Here is an 18609-nt window from a genome sequence, read left to right as displayed (position 1 = left end):
AACGGGCTTATTGATTTGGGGATAAACGAATGAGCGATTTGTCGGCAATCAAAACCGGCGAATCATAGAGCGGAATCTGGCGGAATAGGTTTTCCTTTTTCTGCCAGCTTTCCTTCGGAATTTCGTACACGGTTCCGGCGACCAGATCCACCCAAACCGGATCCTTGAACCGGGCGTTGGCAAAGGTGAAATCGCACAACGTTTGTTCGTTGTTGTTGGATGGAACATTGTCTTTGATCCAGACCGTTACGGCCTGAAGTTGACTGGTTTTATCCGCAAACGCATACAGCGATAAAGTGCTGTTATCTTCTTTTTTGACCGAATACGGATAGGTTTTCAGCCGATCCAGTCGGTCGTCGAATACCGAAATTAGGTTCTGAAACGCGTAATAAGCGGGTTTGGCGTAGGCCACGGTCATGTCCTCCCGGGCTTGCAGCAACCCCTTATGGTTCCACTCTTCGGGCGTTTTCGCATCCATGATCGTGAAGCAACACGACTCTTTATCGTGCCCCAGATCGGTCAGAAGTCGCCGTAGGATGTGTTTCGATTGGGTGAGTTCCGTCCAGGGATACTTGTTCATCGCAAAATGATCGCTCCAGGCGGACGGGCAACCCGCTTCGCCCTGCCGGATTCGTATTTTTCTGGAGCTGGAAGGCAAATTGTATTTGGCAACGACTTTCTCCAGTTCGATTTCCGGTTCCCGGTTATCCGGATTGGCAATATGCCGGTGGTGCGTGATTTCGTCGACTAGATCGAGTTTGCCTTTTTCCTGAAGGATCTTCAGAACGTTGTCGGCAAATTTGTAATCGACGCCACTGCCCAGGGCGAAGGCGCTGATTGTGGCAGTGGGCCGAACGGACCGGACGGTTTCGGCGGTGGTTATGAAGAAGTTGGCATAATCGGGAATGGCAATTTTGTAGTTCGGTTCATTCCAGATTTCCCATTCGGTTACCTTGTCGCCGTAGCGATTGACCAGGGCGGCAACGTATTTTTTCCAGCCTTCCAGCGCTTCGCCCGAATAGGGAATAGCCGCATTCAGGGTCGTGCCTCCTCCGCCCGAATAAACCGGATTGCCGTACGACAGGTTGATCCAGGGCGTAACGCCTTGTTTCACCATGTCATTCACGATCTCATCCAGCCAGGCGAAGTCGTACTGCCCTTTCACCTTCTCGCACTTCGCCCAACCCGACTGAATCCGGGCTTTTTTGACCCCCAGTTTCCCCAGATAATCTTTCCAGTTGGCGTAAACCGTATAATCCCGGTCCATGTATTCGGCACCCACCGACCAGTTGGACGAACGAATCTCCCGTGAATGCTTCGGCGCTATTTTGCCCAGGTATTTAAAATTAGGATTGGCCGATTGGCCGGTTGGGGTCGTAAGCGGCAGGGCGGTTTTTTCGGCAATTAGTACCGGATAATCCGCCACCGGAATGGCCGTAAATGTGTAACTGTTGCCCGTTTTTTTCCACTGGTTTTTCGGGATTTCATAGACCCGGCCGCTAATCAGATCAACAAAAACCGGTGTTGTAAACTTTCCTTCAATCGTTACGTCGGTTGGTTTGGGGGTGTAGGTTTCGGCCGGGCGAGCTTCACCGCTCCATAATGTGACGAGACTGCCGCCGGTCTTCCGCTGGCGGTATTGAAACGCCGAAACGGTAGTCTGGTTGACGGTTGGCCGGGTTTTATCGAGCCGTTCAATCTGGTCGTCGAACGTAGAAAAAACGTGTTGAGCCGCTTTGTAGGCCAGCTTCGGCCGCTCAATGGTTTTATCGGGGTTGGTTTTCAGGAGACCTTTGGTATTTACCCCCGTCATGTGATCGCCAGCCGCGTAGTGAATGTCGCTGATGGTGAACAGATTGGTCGCAATGCCGCGTCCGTGGTCGCCCAGCATCCGACGCAAATCCCACTTGGCCTGGCTGAGTTCGGTCCAGTCCCACTGCCGAAGGGCGCCGATGGTCACCGCGCTGGCGGTTGAGGGTGCACCGTTTTCGCCCTGCATGAAAACGACTTTCGGATTATAGCCCCAAACCAGTTTGCGCATTTCCTCAATTTTCGGATACGACTCATCGGGATTGGCGGCATACCCGTGATAGGTCAGAATATCGATCAGATCAAGCGCATTTTCCTTTTTTAACTTGTCCAGAAAAGGCTTCATGAAGGTCTCCCGCGGCACACCCGCCATGCCCAGGGCGATCAGTTTGGCACCCGGTTGAATCGACTTCACCAGTTTGGCGGTCCGGATGTAGAAGGTGGCGACTTCTTCGCCTGTATTGTCTTTGTTCAGGTCCGGTTCGTTCCAGATTTCCCATTCGGGAACCTGCCCTTTGTAGCGGGTTACGATGGCTTTGACCCAGTTATCCCAGGCTGTCAACCCTTCTTCGGAGGTTGGAATGCGTCCCCCCAGTTTTGCTTCACCGCCCCCGACGTAAAGCGGATTTCCGTAGGACAATTCAACCCAGGGCGATACACCCCGCGAGTGCGCATCCGGAATGACGGCATCGAGCCAGGCAAAGTCATAATTCCCTTTGACTTTCTCGCATTTCGACCAGCCGCCCTGCAGCCGAATCCGTTTGGCACCCAGGGGGCCTAAATACGATTTATAGGATTGGTAATCGGTATAATCCCGGTCGAGGGTTTCGCCCCCGATGGACCAGGTCGAAGAGGTGATTTCTTTCGCCGAACGGGGGCGCAATTGCCCGATCTCCCGAAAACCGGTCGGTTCGGGAGGGGTTTGGCCGAAGGATGCTGTCAGGCTCAACAGACTCGCTGCGAGAAGAGAGGGGTTCACGATGCTCATTTCCGTTGTTGAGTTAAGGGAAGCTGGCCTTGTAAAAAACCGGCGATGTAAGCCGCCTGCAACTGCATCGCCGAATCGTCGTAATGCACATGGTCGACAAAATGATCGCTGCCCAGGCTTCGGGTAAAGGTATACAGGTCAATGACCGCGACGCCGTGTTTGCGCATCACCTCGTCGGCAATGGCATTGTAAGCGTCCAGATCGCGGGCATACCGCTTGAAAGCCTTGGAGCGGGTGTTGTGCCGTTCGTCCTCCACGGATGTCGTGCGCATCCAGACCAGCCGGATATTCCGCTTGTGGAGCAGTTGCCAAATGGCTTCCAGATTTTTGCGGTAACTCACCGAGTCCACCTGAATGACGTTCGTTTCCGGGTTTCGCTTGATGTCGTGCAGGCCACAATTCAGCAGCAGAACGTCCGGCTGAAACGCTTTTTCAGCGGTTTTGATCTTCAAAAACGCCAGCACCATGCGCGAATCGCCACCGTTTGCCCCAACCGGTACGTCCAGGTTTTTGGCCGCCTGTCCATCGTCGCTTTTTCGATCGTATTGCCAGACGCCCTGCACATATTTTTCCAGAAATGGCCCGTAGCGCATCGAAATGCTGTCGCCGATGACGTAGACTGTCGGCAATGACGGAGCGGCACTGACCAGCAGGCCCGTCAGCAGGATAAACGCTAGGATTTTAGGGAATTTCATCGACAAAAGGCTTTAATAGAACCCAGATTAATCAATACCCCGGATTCTGTTTCAGGTTTTTGTTCAGATCAATTTCGCGCTGCGGAATCAGGTAGAGCATGTTGAAATCCTTAACCGGCAGCTTTTTAGCCGCCATGACGGCGACGTACCGGCCCGTCCGGACCAGGTCGAACCAGCGTTGATTTTCGAAAGCAAATTCAACCCGGCGTTCCTGCTCGATCGCCAGCCGGAAACTTGCCTGGTCGGTCGCTTTCGTATCGGCCAGCCCGGCCCGCTTGCGTACCTGGTTCAGATACATTACGGCTTCCGGGTTAAAGCCTACCTCATTCAGCGCTTCGGCGTACATCAGCAGGACATCGGCGTAACGAAGCACCGGAAAGTCGATGTCCGAATCCCCCGCCAGCGAGCCAAATTGCACATACTTGCTTACGTAGCGCTGGTTGATCGTCTGACCGGTTGCGTCGATATAGGATGACCGCATGGAGAAACTTTTACGCAGATCACCGGTTTCATAGGCCGCGTCCATGTCGGCCGTTGGGTACCGCATACTACCCCCCGTAATGCGGGATCCTTCACTGGCCTGTACGGGTCCAAAGTTGCTTCCCTGCCCCGTATTCCCCGATTTATACTGCACGTTGAACAGAATCTCGGCGTTGGTAGGCGTTGCAAAACTGAACACATCGGCATATTTAGGCAACAACTGATATTTAGCCGAGCTGATTACTTCCTTTAGTTTACCGGCAGCTGCGGCCCAGTCTTTCCGGGTCAGGTATACCTTGCCCAGCAGGGCTTTGGCCGCCCCCTGTGGTACGCGACCAACATCCGCTGTTCCGTAAGAAACCGGTAAGGCCTGTTCGGCACTTTGCAGGTCGCTGATGATGAGTTTATAAATATCCTCTGCCGACATCCGGTTCAGGCTGCTGGCCCCGTCGGGCGACGTAATTTCAGTAGTCACCAGGGGCACATCGCCGAACAGGCGGACGAGATCGAAATAGAGCAGCGCCCGGATAAACTGAGCTTCGCCCTTGTATTGTGTTTTCAGATTGGCGGCAATGTTGGCTCCTTCAATGCGGGTCAGGATGGCATTTGTCCGGCTGATTCCGATGTAGTGGTCACGCCAGGCGGCATAAATAATGTCGTTGAGGGATGTGTAGGTACGGTCGACAAACTGAAAATTGTCAACATTCACGGCTTGCCGCGTCGTCACTCCGTAATCCGCATTATCGGTCGATACTTCCCCCATCCAGTAAAGCGATGTGCCATAGACACCCGACAGCTTGAGCGCGGCATAGGACCCTACGACGGCATTGTTAAAATCGGCCGCTGTCTGGTAAAAATTGACGGTGTTCCGGTCGGTCTGGGGCGTCAGGGCCAGAAAGTTATCGTTGCAGCTCGTCAGAATGCCTGCACCGAATAGTACGAGAAAAATATGTTTGGCTTTCATGAGGAATGAGCTGGTCAGAAGGTGAGACTTAAACCGAGCGTGTACGAACGAGCGGGCGGATACCCCAGGTAATCGATGCCGGACGCCAGCATGTTATCGCCGGAGTTGCTGATTTCGGGATCGTAACCCGGGTATTTCGTGAAGGTGTACAGGTTATTGGAAGTCAGGTAAATCCGCCCACCCTGCATCCCGATTCGCTTGGCCAGATTCGACGGCAGATTATAATTCAGCGTCACGTTCCGAATCCGCAGGTACGAACCGTCGAAATTAAAGAAAGAACTATACCGCAGGTTGTTGTTCAGGGCGCCCCGGATAATGCGGGGTGAGTTGCCATCGCCGGGTTGGTCGGGCGATTTGTAGTAGTTGTCGATGACTTCGGCCAGGTTGTTCTGGACACCGTGGTACCCGCGCACAAAAACCGCCCCGGCCCAGAACACGTCTTTCCCCTGAACGCCATTCATCAGAATGTTCAACGACCAGTTTTTGTACGTAAACGTGTTGTTGAAACCATAAAAAGCGCGGGCCTGCGGGTTGCCGAGAATGGTCCGGTCGGCATCGGAAATAACGCCGTTTCCGTCGATGTCTTTATACATAAAATCGCCCAGTTTTGCCCCGGTTTGCTTGGCATGGGAGGAAAGTTGTTCCTGGGTCATGAAAATACCCTCCACCTGGTGGCCGTAGAAACTACCGATCGGTTGCCCAACCTGCGTGATGCTGACATCGCCCCGTCCGCCATCGGAAAAGAGTTGTTCGCCATCCGTACCGAGCCGCAATACTTTATTGCGGTTGAACGTGATGTTGAAGCTGCTCGTCCACTGAAAATCGCGGGTGGCTAATGGTTTGCCCGACAACGCCAGTTCGACTCCTTTGTTTTCCAGCTCACCGATATTGACCCAGGCGGAGGTGTAGCCCGTTACGGACGGAATGGCCTTGTTCAGCAACATATCCGTATTCCGGCGGTTGTAATAATCGCCTGTGAATTGCAAGCGGCCGTTGAAGAACGCCAGGTCCAGACCAATGTCCACTTGTTTGCTGGTTTCCCAGCCTAAGTTGTTGTTGGTGAAACTGTTCTGCGAAAGCCCCGGCACCTGCGTATTTCCCAGCACGTAATTCGTTGCCGATAGCAGCCCCAGGTAGCGGTAGTTGCCAATGGCGTTGTTTCCCGAAAAACCGTAGCCCGCCCGAATTTTGAAATCGTCGAACAGTTTCAGGTCTTTCAGAAACGGTTCTTCCGATAAGCGCCAGCCGACCGAGAACGAAGGGAACGTCCCCCAGCGGTTGGCCGAACCGAAGCGCGATGAACCGTCGGCACGAATGGTGGCCGTTACCAAATACCGGTCATTGTAGGCGTAGTTGACCCGGCCGAGGTACGAAAACAACGACCATTGCCCAATGCTGTAACCGCCACCCGTAATCTGACCGCCATTGATGTTTTGGAGCAGATCGTCGGCAAAATTGGTTGCTCTTGTTGTCGTTTCGGTTGTCGTCGATTTCTGGATGGTAAAACCGGCGAGCGCATCGATGGCGTGTGCCCCAAACGTCCGGCGGTAATTGATCGTATTCTCGTTCAGCCAGTTTACGTCCGAGGTGTTGACGATACTGGCGGTAGCGGGTGATACGGAAGCGCTCGACGATAAGGTAGACGGTTTAAACGTGTTCGTTGTGTAATAGTTAAAATCCGTTCCGACGCTTACTTTGAGCTTTAAACCGCTCATGATTTCGTATTCACCAAACAGGTTGCCCAGCACCCGGAACTGCGAGTTGGCACTTTTGTATTCGTTGCCAGTTTGCACCGGGTTCGGAATCGCCCCCATCCCCACGTTGGTTAGGGCGTTTGTGTTACCGTAGGTGCCGTCCGGGTTGTAAACCGGAATCAGCGGAGGCATCGACAGTGCCTCCGCCACAACGTTAAAGTCGCCGTAGTGGCCCGTCGACGGAACGTTGTCGGTAGCCGTGTAGGTAGGTGCCAGGTTCATGCTCACCTTTAACCGGGGGCTAAGCTGACCGTCGAGGTTGATCCGGGCCGAATACCGCTGGAAACCGGAACTGATCAGAATACCTTTCTGATTGAAATAACCGCCCGACATCGAATAACGTAACTTATCATTCCCCCCAACGGCACTGATCTGGTAATTCTGGATGGGAGCCGTGCGGAAAATAACCTTCTGCCAATCGGTGTCGATGGCTGGCAGGTTATTCAGGTTCTGCCATTCTTCGGGTATCCGATACGAAGTGGAGCGAACACTGTTCGGATCGGTGATTTTCGCAGTGGGGCCGCCATTGTCGAGCCAGCCGTTGTTGTGGCCTTCAATGACGAATTCGGCAAATTGCCGCGAATTCATCATTTTCAGCAATCTGGCCGGTTCCTGAACGCCCGTGTAGGCATCCACCGTAATCTGGGCTTTCCCTGATTTACCCCGTTTGGTCGAAACGATCACGACACCATTGGACCCCCGCGACCCGTATATGGCCGTGGCTGACGCATCTTTTAGTATTTCAATGGATTCAATATCGCCCGGATTGATGGTGTTCAACGGATTGCCAACACCAGAGTTATTGATCGGAAAACCGTCTACGACGAACAAAGGCTCATTTCCGCCCGATACCGAGCCAATACCACGTACCAGAATATTTGTGTTTCCACCCGGTGCGCCGGATGTCGAGGAAATCTGTAAACCCGGCACCTGCCCCTGCAAGGCCTGATCCAGACCCGAAACGGGCAGGCGCTGAATGTCTTTGGCCGTAACCGAAGCGACTGCTCCGGTCAGGTCCTTTTTTTGTTGGGTACCATACCCAATCACGACCACTTCGTTCAGGGCTTTGGTATCGGGTGCCAATTGAACGTCAATCACCGAGCGGTTATTAATGGCAATTTCCTGACTCGTATAGCCCAGGTACGAAACAACCAGCGTTGCACTGCCCGCCGGAACCGCTAAGCGGTAAGCTCCCTTGGCATCCGTTGTCGTTCCGTTGTTCCGGTCTGCCGTCGCGGGGTTTTTGACAAGGACGGTAACACCGGGTAGCGGCTGGCCTATTTCGTCAGAAACCTGACCCGTAACGGTATGGGTTGTCTGGCCAAGCAGTTGGCTTACTGTCAACAGCCAGACCAATCCCAACAGCCAGGCTCGACTTTGATAGTGAGAAAGTTTATTCATGAGGGTTTAGATATTATTTATCAATGATAAATTAGAATTTATCATTACAATACTATAATCTAGGCCCGTTATTGTCAATTATTTTTACTTATTTATTTTTTATAGAACTATTTTTAGTTTTCGGACTAATTGAATAATTATAAACCCTTGCAGACCTTGTCGGAATTAGGCCGGTTTTATACTTTAAAAGTACAATCTATGGAAGATTTACCCGGCTGACGTGCTTGTAATTTTACTTTAATCGAGTAAACTTGCATTTACTATCACAATGATACAGTATAAGTATTTTGTAACAATTTGATCTGTTCGATAAAACCGCTTTGGTAACTGGAAAATTACTAGGATACATTGGCCACAACCAACCGGCTATTTTCTTTAAGCAGCGAACCGATGGCTGGAAGGTGGATTCGAAATGACGAACGATAAATTATGGTATTAGTTATTGTCAAAGCCCTGGATATACTGGAGCTGATTGCTCAGGACCCCACCCGGGCCCATTCACTCACGGAGATTGCCGAAACGATGCAGATGAATCAGGCAACCTGTGTAAATATTTTAAAAACGCTGGTTGAAAAGAATTACCTGGAACACCTGGGACGAAAGAAAGGCTATCGTCTGGGACCGATGGCGTACAACCTGACCAATAATCTGTCGTATAGTCAGGACCTGGTTCTGGTGGCGAAAGATATCATGGAAGACCTGACCCGGCGGATCAACGAAACGTCCATTCTGGGCGTTCTTCGCAATCAGAAACGATTCATTGTCCATTTGGTCAACAGCGATCAGGATCTCCAGGTACGTAGCCGTACCGAACGTAATATTTACGAAACCGCATCAGGCCGACTTTTATTGGCCTTCATGTCCGCTAAAGAACGGGAAAGCCTCGTCAATGCAATCGGGTATCCGGGGCCGGATATTTGGCCCGGAGCTTCAACGTCGCAGGGATTAGAAGCCGAATTACGATCGATTCAGGCCCAGGAGTTGTCCGTAACCCGGTCGAAAACGCACATTATTGGTTTAGCGGTTCCCGTTCGGCGGCACAATCAGGTAATTGCCAGTTTGAGTATTTTCCTGCCTGAAATCCGGTTCAGCGATGACCGTAAAAAGGAGTTCGAATCCGAATTACGGACCGCTGCTCAATTAATCAGCCAGCGGTTATCGGCCTTGACCTGAAGCCGTTGCGGTTTCATTGAGTAGCAATACCGTAAGGCTTTTGTCCCATTCCCTCATTCAGCCTAAGGTGTCTCCGTTTGATCGGCTAATCCGGCCATTGCGCCCCGCCGGCACTTCAGCGGGTGTTTCGGTGCGGCCTTTCTGCTCACCTTTGCCGCCAGGAGTCAACCTAACCAACCTGATTACGAATGAAACGATTGTTTGTAGCCCTGCTCCTGGCGGGCACACTGGCAGTTTGTCAGCACTGCGTGTCTTTTATCCCCGCTTTATCAGACTAGACGGAGGTTATCCCAAAAACCGCCCTCACGACTAAACCGGGTGCCTTTGTGTCCGACTGAAAGCGCAGCCATTCGGTCTCCGCTTCGCTTTTTTCGCTATCTTTCCGTTTTTCGTAATCCTTAATTTGACCCTGGTGACATCATCAACAACCAACGAAAATCCGAATCCGGAGCAAGATGAAAAGCTGCGGGAGTTGACCGCGCAGAGTTGGAACCTCGAACTGGTTATTTCGGGAGCGGCTCTGTTTGCCGTGCTCCAATTGCCGGACTTGCTCGACGAAGCATTCGATTACTTCCGGTTTAATCTGATGACCCAAACTACGGGCTTACACCTTATCTTTCCTTCCCTGGTTTACAGCCTGATGCGGGCGACCGGTTATGTGTTGTTTATGGCTTTCCTGACCAATTTTGTCATGCGGGCCTATTGGGTCGGACTGGTGGGTTTGCGGGCTGTTTATCCGAGCGGTATTCATTACGACCGGATTCCCTTTACGACCAAACAATCTCAGGAACGGATGGCGGCTAAGCTGGGGCCACTTGATGCGTATGTCCACCGGCTGGACCAACGATGCAATATCGTATTTGCGGTTGCCTTTCTTTTTGTCTTCCTGTTGATTCTGGTAGCCTTCACCTACGTGCAGGTTCTGGTTATTTACTCGATTGTAAGACCTGTTGTACCCGCCCCCTATTGGTTATTGATTAAAATAGTCGCCGGTACGCTCGCGCTTGGTTACTTATTTACCAGTGTGGTGTTGAACTTGCCCAGAATCCGGTCGAATCCGAGGGGCGCAATCTGGCACGACCGATTCACGGCGATGAATAAGGTGATGTACTGGGGTCTCTACAAACCCGTCGTGTTTATTGTCAACACGTTTTATAGTCACATTCCCTACCAGAAATTAGCCCGAACGATGGTGTTGATGATGGGCTGTTTCTTTGTTGTGGTCATGGTGGAATTTTTGGTCGATTTTTCGCGGGTAAACCGGCGCACGACTAGTTTGAACCGACACCATCTCTTCTCGACCCGCGTTGATAGTCTTTACGTGAATCCGAGTGCGTATAACAATCTGCGCGCGGAAGATGCCTACATCGAGCAGGCAGCTATTCAGGCGGATGTGACCCGCGATCCGTTTATTCGCCTGTTTATCGCTTATCCGAAAGCCCTCGATACACTCCTGACCAGGCTGGCACCCGAGCCGGTCTGGAGCGATACCCTGGCAAGAGCCGAAAAACGCCGGCGGTTTGCGGCCTGGAGTCATCAGCAGATCAACCAGTTCATACACCTCACCATCAATGACTCGTTGTACCAAAATCCGGACTTATTATTCACGCAGTGGGGCCAGCATCATCAAAAAGGCTGGCAAACCGTTTTGCTGCCGACCAACCTGAGACCAGGCAAGAATTTAATCCGAATCGGTATTCAGGCCGACCCTTCAAAGCGCCCGGAAGAGATCATAACGCTTCCGTTCTGGTACATACCCGAAAAATAAGGCCCTTGTCCCGTTTTGCGGGTGCTGTCACCAGGTGTTTGGTTCTTACCAAACGTCAATAACTTATCGCCCCTGGATTCGCTGTCTTGGACCCCAATTTTACCGAATACCCGTTGCTATAACTACCTGGCTTGTGGCGAAGACACCGTCGTCCTGGTTGGCGAAATGGGGCCGGAAACAGCCATGTACCAGCTGATTTCCGGTATTGGAGGCCATCACCCGCCAAATGATCGAACGGGATTCTGGCCGAACCCAGGACCGACTGGCGCAGTTTATGTCCTTCCACGTCCGAAAACCGGTGCAGAGTTGGGGCGGCTCTTACACGCCATGAGCCACAGGGCCACAAAAAGAATACATACGGTTTTCATATTGACAGGCTGTTTACAGATGAAAGATAGGGCCACGCCCCGTTGCTCTACGTGGGAAATTGATCCTGCAAACCTACCGGTGGCCCTGCGGCTGTGCATTGGCATTGGTTAAGATCGGCGGGTCGGAATAAAAAACCGTATATTGCCACGGCCTTACCGGCAACTACTCCCGAACCGATGCGCGAAAAACTCGTCCGCTACTTTTCCGCCCTGTCTCTCCTCTCTGCCGCCGAAGCACAGCGCTACCTACGCCTGCTGGAGACTCGCCCGGATTTGATCCGGCGCATTCCCCACTATCAGTTGGCCAGGTACATTGGCGTAGCGCCGGAATCGTTGAGCCGCATCCGGAAACGGATCAGTAACCGTCGGTGAGGTAGTAGAAAGTAGTTGGTTAATTGAATCTAAACGTAAAACAGGAATGGCATCGGGTCTTTTTGCAATTTTGGATGATATAGCGGCCTTAATGGATGATGTTGCGCTGACCACTAAAGTAGCCACGCGCAAAACGGCAGGTATATTGGGGGATGATTTGGCCGTAAATGCCGAAAAGGCCACGGGGTTTTTAGCCGAACGGGAATTGCCAATTCTCTGGGCCATTACCAAAGGCTCATTGGTTAATAAACTGATTATTGTTCCGATTGCCCTGGCGCTGAATGCGTTTTTTCCGGTTGCGATCACCTTCATTTTGGTCGTGGGGGGGTGTTACCTGGCTTACGAAGGGGCAGAAAAAATAATTGAATTCTTTTTCAAAGCGAAGGAAGAAAAACCGGATACGGTTCCCGCGCGGCAGCCGGATGACGCAACCGGAGATTATGAAAAATCAAAGGTAAAATCCGCCATAACAACAGACTTTATTCTTTCGGTGGAAATCGTCATCATCGCGCTGGGAACGGTTGCGAAAGAAAATACATTGATACAGATTTTAACGGTGTCTGTAGTGGCCTTGCTGGCGACGGTTGGTGTCTACGGCATCGTAGCGCTCATTGTCCGGATGGATGATGCGGGCTATCAGCTGATCAAACGTTCGAATAGGAAAGGGTTCCTGGCAAAGCTCGGCCAGGTATTGGTTGGATCCCTACCCATCTTAATCAGGATTTTGAATGTCGTAGGAACATTGGCTCTCTTGCTGGTTGCGGGCGGAATATTTGTGCATAACATTCATTTCCTGCACGCATTATTTCCTGCACTGCCGGCCACCGTAAAAGAATTTGGCCTTGGTTTGGTGGTCGGATTGGTCATTGCAGGCATTATTGCCTTGTTCAAGACGCTTCGCCGGTTCAGCAAAACGGCGGTATTTTAATCCGGTTGGCGCTAAAATAATTTGCTTCGGGTAAGCCGCCAATGGATCGGTCGTATTACGGTTTTTCTTCCAGAAGGTCTTGCCATTCTACCGGCACATGGGTTAATTCACCAATGATTTGCCGAATCATTTCGTCGGTCATCGTTCCAACTTCGGATTTAGGAAAGTAGAGCGTCGTTAACTGGTCCGGACCAATCTTGATGTCAAGCGAAAAAATCTGGCCATAATAGGCGAGATCAGCAAACAGAAATTCCTTGAAATAAAAAGCCTGCTTTGTCAGCCAATTGATTTGAGGAAGTGTCAGATGATCCCAGACCAGGCGAACGGAATGGTCAAGAAGGCGGTATTTTTCGGGTTGGGGGAGAGGTTGGTAGTTCATCCGGGCCTATTTTAGAACCGCAAAGTTCCGAAACAAAGTCGCTTCTGGCTAGCTACTGCGCGATTTTGTTTGCAGGTTGGCAGCAATAAATTCGCAGTTGCCTGATTGATAATGGCTAAGGATTGCTGAGGTCATCGGTAAAACAAACCGCTGCTCTATTTTGGTGTCTGTTGAGCCGAAAACCATACACTTTAACCTATTTACTTTGATACTTACGATTGTGTTGACGAACTGGCAGACGATGAGGGGGTGGCTGTATGGGTTGTTGGGGGTATGTTCGGCCTGGAATTCGTGCCAGGCTCAGGAACAGTTTTTGGGCAAAACCCTGAAGGAGGTTCAAACGCAATTGAGCAAGGACCGAATCCGGTACGAGGAACAGTCATCGCCGATGGGTGATGCGACGACTCTTTCCTACAGTCCTTCTGAGTCGAACCGCAAGCGGGTCGATCTGTATATCGCCCATTTTTTACGGTTCCGCCAGGACAACAAAAATGCCTGTGACCTGATCATGAGCTATCCCATGATGCAGCAAAATTGGGTGGCCGATACGCTGAAAAACCGGCTGATTCAGGCCGGATTCAAGGCAATGGATCATTCGAGATTCTGGAATGAAACCCGCCATTGCTCAGCGCAACTGGAATACGTCAATGATTTGAATCCGTATACTCAGCAACCAACAAAGGTCAGAATGCTCCGCGTATCGTATACATCCAATCCGAAACAACCCGAATAGCCAACTCGGGCAAAACCCTGGCCCAACTCCGTCTTTTTACCGTTCTGCGTTCTTAACCTGAAAGCTAACCAGGTGATTATTAATCGCTTTTTGGCTGCAAACCGGTTGTGTCGCTGGTGGTTAATTGGTTCATAGTCAATTAGAAGTCTCATTGTTCGGGTTAAAATCAGGATGTTGTACATGAAAACTTTTCGCCTGGTTGAGCCATTCAGGCAAGTAAATTGAGCCATATACGAAATAGGCCATTGGCAAAAGCCCGGAACTTTGTCACGTAAATCAACCAACTACAACAATGACAATGATTCCAACGATACGCCTTGGCAAAAATGGCCCGCTCGTATCCAAACTTGGTTTAGGCTGTATGCGCATGTCGTCGACCTGGGGAGGCCCGGTGAATGATGAGGTCGAAAGTGTGGCAACCATTCAAATGGCGCTGGACAACGGCATTAATTTTTTGAATACCGGCGATTTTTATGGCACCGGCCATAACGAGCTGCTGGTGAGGAAAGCCGTCAGGGGTAGAAGAGACGATGCCTTCATCAGTGTCAAGTTTGGGGCAATTTTCGACAACGGCCGGTGGCTTGGTTTGGACCTGCGCCCCATCGCCATCCGGAACTTCATCAATTATTCACTGGTGCGTTTGGGGATCGATACGATTGATCTGTATCAGCCGTGCCGACTGGACAACAGCGTTCCGCTGGAAGAGGTGATTGGAACCGTCGCCGAGCTAATCAGCGAAGGAAAGGTGCGTTACCTGGGGGTATCGGAAATTACCGCCGACCAACTGCGCAAAGCCCACGGCGTACATCCCGTAGCTGCCCTGGAAATTGGGTATTCACTGGCCGATCGGCAGATCGAAGCCGACTTGCTGCCGACGGCCCGGGAACTCGGTATCGGAGTAGTTGCTTTTGCCAACACGGCCGAAGGTCTGCTCACCGGTGACCTGAAAGCACCGCTACCGGCCAGTAGCTACCAGCATCACTTTTCTCGGTTTCAGGGCGAGAACCTGATCAGGAATCTTGAAAAAGTCGAACTATTGAAGCAACTGGCAACCGAAAAGGGATACACACCAACCCAACTGGCCATCGCCTGGGTAAATGCACAGGGCGACCACATCATGCCGTTGGTCAGCATGAGTCGGCGATCGCGCCTACCGGAAAACATTCAGGCTATGGGCATCGAATTTACGGCTGACGAGATGGCCACTCTGAATGCGCATTTTTCACCGGGTGCAATCCTCGGCAGCACTTACCTCCACCGGTAATAGAATGGTGGAAAACCCGTTAGTTCGTATTATTGCACCATGACGAATCCAACCGAAATCATCCCGGGCGTACTCTTTTATTCGTATTTCTCGACCCAGCGAAAGGAGAAAGTGGGCTTTCTGAAGCACAACACCCTGGTACTACAGGTTTCGGGGCAATTCCGGCTGGAAACGGCTGACCAGACCATTTCGATGGGAAAAGGGGAGATGTTGCTGATTGGCAAAAATCAACTGGGGCAGATCACCAAAACACCTCCCCCCGGTGAAAATTATGAAACGATCGTCATTTCTCTGCAAGAAGACCTGCTCCGCAAAATAGCGCTGGAGGAACAAATCGAGGTAAACCGGAAATACGTCGGCCCACTCAACAGGCTGGTTCCCGGCGACGATTTCCTGCGGGGTTACTTTCAATCGATTGTGCCTTACGTCCGCAATCCGGCCGAAACGATCTCAACGGATATGGGCATTTTAAAAGTGAAGGAGGGCGTGAAACTGCTGCTGCATGTCATGCCCGAGCTCAGCCCCTTATTGTTTGACTTTTCGGCACCCTACAAGATCGATCTGGAAGAATTTATGCTCCGCAATTTTACCTTCAATATTCCGGTAGAAAAGTTTGCCCACCTCACCGGGAGGAGCCTTGCCGGGTTCAAGCGCGACTTCCAAAAAACATTTGGTATGTCGCCCCGCCATTGGCTTCAGGAAAAACGCCTGATGGAAGCGCGCCATCTGATTGAAAAAAAGAAAATGAAGCCATCGGCGATCTACCTGGATCTGGGATTTGAAAGTCTTTCTCATTTTTCCCATTCTTTCAAAAGCAGGTTCGGCAAGGCTCCTACCAACTGGTTATAAGTAAGCGTATTTTTTGAACGGGAGTAACCGTTTTTGTTTGATTACATTCGCCGGGCCATTCCCTTCAACGCGTCCGGTTCGTTGTCAAATGCCGAGGTCTACAGCCTGACGGCGTATTTGCTCCAGGCCAATAAAATCATCAATTCGACCTGGCGGGTTAAGTCCGATGGGCAGGTTCTGTTCCGGCCGGAAGTTTAAAAGTATAAAACTGTTTCGCAGAGTTGAGCGGAGTAAATCAGAGATTAGCAGAGGCTCCGCTTAACTCTTTTTAACTCCACTCAACTCCGCGAAACAACTTATCGAAAACCGTGAATAAAACAGAATTTGATGCCGTTGTTGTCGGTTCGGGCCCGAATGGGCTGGCCGCTGCCATTACCCTGCAACAAGCCGGGTTGTCGGTGTTGCTGCTGGAAGGCAAACCGACGATTGGCGGAGGACTGCGTTCGGCGGAATTGACATTACCCGGTTTTTTGCACGACAGCTGTTCGGCCATTCATCCGATGGCGATCAATTCGCCGTTCTTCCGGACCTTGCCGCTCGACGCCCACGGTCTGGAATACATTCAGCCGCCAGTGGCAGCCGCGCACCCGTTTGACGATGGTTCGGCAGCGGTTTTGACGCGCTCGGTGACGGAAACCGCCCGCTTGCTGGGGCCGGATGAACAGGCGTATCTGGATTTTTTTAAACCGCTGATCGACCAGTGGCCCCGCATCGACGCCGACGTACTGGGTCCGTTGACGTTTCCGAAACATCCTCTTGATTTTGCGCGGTTCGGGCTCAAAGCCTTACCTCCTTCGACCTGGTTGGGCCATTGGTTCAAAACCGCATCCGCCAAAGGCCTGTGGGCCGGGATGGCCGCGCACTCCATTCAACCCTTATCCAACTGGGCGACCTCGGCCATCGCGACGGTGCTGATGACGGCGGCTCACTTGCGGGGCTGGCCGTTGGCCAAAGGCGGTTCGCAGCAGATTGCCAATGCGCTGGCGTCCTGTTTTCAATCGTTGGGCGGAAAAATAGAGACGAATTTTTACGTGCATGACCTGGCCCAATTACCGGCGACGAAGGCGGTTTTGCTGGATGTAACGCCCCGGCAACTGCTGCAAATTGCCGGGCACCGGTTTTCATCGGTCTATCAATGGCAGCTAAACCGGTATCGCTACGGGATGGGCGTTTTTAAAGTCGATTGGGCGCTGGATGGCCCTATACCGTTTACAGCAGAAGGCTGCCGACGGGCCGGAACGGTGCACATCGGGAACACGCTGGAGGAAATTGTCGATTCGGAACGGCAAACCGCCCGGGGCAAACATCCTGAAAAACCGTTTGTTCTGCTGGCGCAGCAAAGCCTGTTTGATCCGACCCGGGCACCAGCGGGTAAACACACGGCCTGGGCGTATTGCCACGTTCCGAACGGATCAACGGTGGATCGGACGGAGGTGATCGAACGGCAGCTTGAGCGGTTTGCACCCGGTTTTCGGGAGCGGATTCTGGCCCGGCACACGATGAACACGGCGGAGTTGCAGGAGCATAATCCGAACTACATCGGGGGCGACATCAACGGCGGCATCATCGACCTCGGCCAGTTGTTTACCCGGCCGGCCCTGCGCTGGTCGCCCTACCGAACCTCCGCGAAAGGGCTGTATATCTGCTCTTCTTCGACGCCACCCGGCGGGGGCGTCCACGGGATGTGCGGCTACCGGGCCGCCCAGCGGGCCTTGAAAGACGTATTTAAACAGGATCATCACTTATGAAAAGGCCTACACTTGCCGACCCGGTTTCCGGTCGCGCGAAAACCGCTAATCAAAGCGAAGCCACCCAGGAGTCAACTTCTTTTTGTTCTAAACTAGTTATGCCCATGCGACGAGTATTTATCAAATCTTTACACAAAATATCTATAGATTTTATAAATATAAATGGATTAAAAATTCGACTTTAGCAGCTTGCCCTTGTCTGGTTGATCAGCCAGCCTGCCTTGGAGCAGAGCGTGGTCATTACGGAAGTAGTGACTGATCTGGCTGATAACCAGCCGACTCCCGGCGTGAGCGTGGCTCTGAAAGGAACGAATCAGGGAATCATCACGGATGGGAACCGGGCGTTTCAACTCACGGTGCCGGACACGAAAGGCACGCTTGTGTTCTCCTTTATTGGCTACAAAAGTCAGGAGATTCCGGCCACAAATTCATCGCTGAGCGTTCGGCTGGAACCGGATCTGCGCCAGTTGAACGAAGTGGTCGTGGTCGGTTACGGGACGCAGGATCGCAAGAACCTGGTTGGTTCGGTGACGCAGGTGACATCAAAAACCGTCCCGTGGCCAGCTTCGACCAGCAGTTACAGGGGAGAGCCGCCGGGGTGCAGCGAAGACGGTAGGAAAACCATTAAAAAAATTTAGCAAAGTTTTCAAACACCTTTCCGGTGCCGCTGGTTACTAGACTAGTAAATCGCTGATGCGTGGGGATACTGTGAAAGGTACCTGATTGAAAAAATAACCACCCATTGAGCGATACCAAAAGCCAGGTGACTTCGGTCGTCTGGCTTTCTTTTTCAGGACAAACCCATTCAGCCTGCGGTTTTCCGGTTCGAAACAAGCGCGTTTCTACTACCTCAGATGGACAAACCCGAAACCGAAACTCCGCTTTTCGTCTGATTCTCAGACCCCAAAACCGATCTTTCTGGTGTGCTTCATTCCA

The 18609-nt window shown here is 51.8% G+C and carries 15 protein-coding genes; 10 read left to right on the top strand and 5 right to left on the bottom strand.

What is annotated here, in order from left to right; genetic code table 11:
- Positions 1-7: 7 nt before the first annotated feature.
- Genes EHT25_RS30935 through EHT25_RS30920 form a run of 4 tightly spaced genes read right to left on the bottom strand, consistent with a single transcriptional unit; the run spans position 8 to position 8091 of the window.
- Positions 8-2797, bottom strand: coding sequence for a GH39 family glycosyl hydrolase (locus EHT25_RS30935; protein ID WP_124879322.1), 2790 nt, complete (start codon positions 2795-2797; stop codon positions 8-10).
- Positions 2794-3492, bottom strand: a complete 699-nt coding sequence (locus EHT25_RS30930) for an SGNH/GDSL hydrolase family protein (protein ID WP_124879321.1) — start codon at positions 3490-3492, stop codon at positions 2794-2796. The genes EHT25_RS30935 and EHT25_RS30930 overlap by 4 nt, the downstream gene beginning before the upstream one ends.
- Positions 3493-3523: 31 nt before the next feature.
- Positions 3524-4936 (bottom strand): RagB/SusD family nutrient uptake outer membrane protein, encoded by a 1413-nt coding sequence (locus tag EHT25_RS30925; RefSeq protein ID WP_124879320.1) that lies wholly within the window; start codon positions 4934-4936, stop codon positions 3524-3526.
- A 14-nt stretch (positions 4937-4950) separates the two neighbouring features.
- A complete protein-coding gene (locus EHT25_RS30920) occupies positions 4951-8091 on the bottom strand; it encodes a SusC/RagA family TonB-linked outer membrane protein (RefSeq protein WP_124879319.1) in 3141 nt (1046 codons plus the stop codon).
- 429 nt (positions 8092-8520) lie between these two features.
- Here EHT25_RS30920 and EHT25_RS30915 point away from each other — a divergent pair, with 429 nt between their 5' ends.
- From EHT25_RS30915 to EHT25_RS30900, 4 genes are all read left to right on the top strand, one after another.
- On the top strand, positions 8521-9264 hold the full coding sequence (locus tag EHT25_RS30915) for an IclR family transcriptional regulator (RefSeq protein WP_124879318.1): 744 nt from the start codon (positions 8521-8523) through the stop codon (positions 9262-9264).
- A gap of 412 nt (positions 9265-9676) precedes the next feature.
- A complete protein-coding gene (locus tag EHT25_RS30910; RefSeq protein WP_229311858.1) occupies positions 9677-11032 on the top strand; it encodes a hypothetical protein in 1356 nt (451 codons plus the stop codon).
- A 461-nt stretch (positions 11033-11493) separates the two neighbouring features.
- A complete protein-coding gene (locus tag EHT25_RS33075; protein ID WP_221622352.1) occupies positions 11494-11772 on the top strand; it encodes a cyclic nucleotide-binding domain-containing protein in 279 nt (92 codons plus the stop codon).
- A 46-nt stretch (positions 11773-11818) separates the two neighbouring features.
- A complete protein-coding gene (locus EHT25_RS30900) occupies positions 11819-12700 on the top strand; it encodes a DUF808 domain-containing protein (protein WP_124879317.1) in 882 nt (293 codons plus the stop codon).
- 55 nt (positions 12701-12755) lie between these two features.
- On the opposite strand, the gene EHT25_RS30895 is transcribed toward EHT25_RS30900, so the two are convergent.
- On the bottom strand, positions 12756-13079 hold the full coding sequence (locus tag EHT25_RS30895; protein ID WP_124879316.1) for a hypothetical protein: 324 nt from the start codon (positions 13077-13079) through the stop codon (positions 12756-12758).
- A gap of 205 nt (positions 13080-13284) precedes the next feature.
- Here EHT25_RS30895 and EHT25_RS30890 point away from each other — a divergent pair, with 205 nt between their 5' ends.
- The 6 genes from EHT25_RS30890 (at position 13285) to EHT25_RS30865 (ending at position 18311) form a co-directional block, all read left to right on the top strand.
- Positions 13285-13812 carry a hypothetical protein gene (locus EHT25_RS30890; protein WP_124879315.1) on the top strand — a complete coding sequence of 176 codons (528 nt, stop codon included), beginning with the start codon at positions 13285-13287 and terminating at the stop codon, positions 13810-13812.
- A 298-nt stretch (positions 13813-14110) separates the two neighbouring features.
- A complete protein-coding gene (locus EHT25_RS30885) occupies positions 14111-15076 on the top strand; it encodes an aldo/keto reductase (RefSeq protein WP_229311857.1) in 966 nt (321 codons plus the stop codon).
- A 39-nt stretch (positions 15077-15115) separates the two neighbouring features.
- Positions 15116-15925 carry a helix-turn-helix domain-containing protein gene (locus tag EHT25_RS30880; protein WP_124879313.1) on the top strand — a complete coding sequence of 270 codons (810 nt, stop codon included), beginning with the start codon at positions 15116-15118 and terminating at the stop codon, positions 15923-15925.
- A 33-nt stretch (positions 15926-15958) separates the two neighbouring features.
- A complete protein-coding gene (locus tag EHT25_RS30875; protein WP_310588790.1) occupies positions 15959-16123 on the top strand; it encodes a hypothetical protein in 165 nt (54 codons plus the stop codon).
- 110 nt (positions 16124-16233) lie between these two features.
- A complete protein-coding gene (locus EHT25_RS30870) occupies positions 16234-17673 on the top strand; it encodes a phytoene desaturase family protein (RefSeq protein ID WP_124879312.1) in 1440 nt (479 codons plus the stop codon).
- Between the two features lie 221 nt (positions 17674-17894).
- The gene (locus EHT25_RS30865) at positions 17895-18311 is read left to right on the top strand and encodes a carboxypeptidase-like regulatory domain-containing protein (RefSeq protein WP_185731550.1); all 417 of its coding nucleotides are present in this window, start codon (positions 17895-17897) and stop codon (positions 18309-18311) included.
- The last annotated feature ends 298 nt before the right edge of the window (positions 18312-18609 follow it).

Origin of the sequence: Larkinella rosea, from assembly GCF_003858635.1 — a bacterium.
Classification (GTDB): Bacteria; Bacteroidota; Bacteroidia; order Cytophagales; family Spirosomataceae; genus Larkinella; species Larkinella rosea.
This window is presented reverse-complemented; position numbering and strand designations above follow the sequence as displayed.

Bases quoted from the DNA above. Each gene is read 5' to 3' on its own strand.
- EHT25_RS30915 (WP_124879318.1), top strand. From the start codon at position 8,521: ATGGTATTAGTTATTGTCAAAGCCCTGGATATACTGGAGCTGATTGCT.
- EHT25_RS30895 (WP_124879316.1), bottom strand. From the start codon at position 13,079: ATGAACTACCAACCTCTCCCCCAACCCGAAAAATACCGCCTTCTTGAC.
- EHT25_RS30920 (WP_124879319.1), bottom strand. From the start codon at position 8,091: ATGAATAAACTTTCTCACTATCAAAGTCGAGCCTGGCTGTTGGGATTG.
- EHT25_RS30930 (WP_124879321.1), bottom strand. From the start codon at position 3,492: ATGAAATTCCCTAAAATCCTAGCGTTTATCCTGCTGACGGGCCTGCTG.
- EHT25_RS30925 (WP_124879320.1), bottom strand. From the start codon at position 4,936: ATGAAAGCCAAACATATTTTTCTCGTACTATTCGGTGCAGGCATTCTG.
- EHT25_RS30885 (WP_229311857.1), top strand. From the start codon at position 14,111: ATGATTCCAACGATACGCCTTGGCAAAAATGGCCCGCTCGTATCCAAA.
- EHT25_RS30935 (WP_124879322.1), bottom strand. From the start codon at position 2,797: ATGAGCATCGTGAACCCCTCTCTTCTCGCAGCGAGTCTGTTGAGCCTG.
- EHT25_RS30880 (WP_124879313.1), top strand. From the start codon at position 15,116: ATGACGAATCCAACCGAAATCATCCCGGGCGTACTCTTTTATTCGTAT.
- EHT25_RS30900 (WP_124879317.1), top strand. From the start codon at position 11,819: ATGGCATCGGGTCTTTTTGCAATTTTGGATGATATAGCGGCCTTAATG.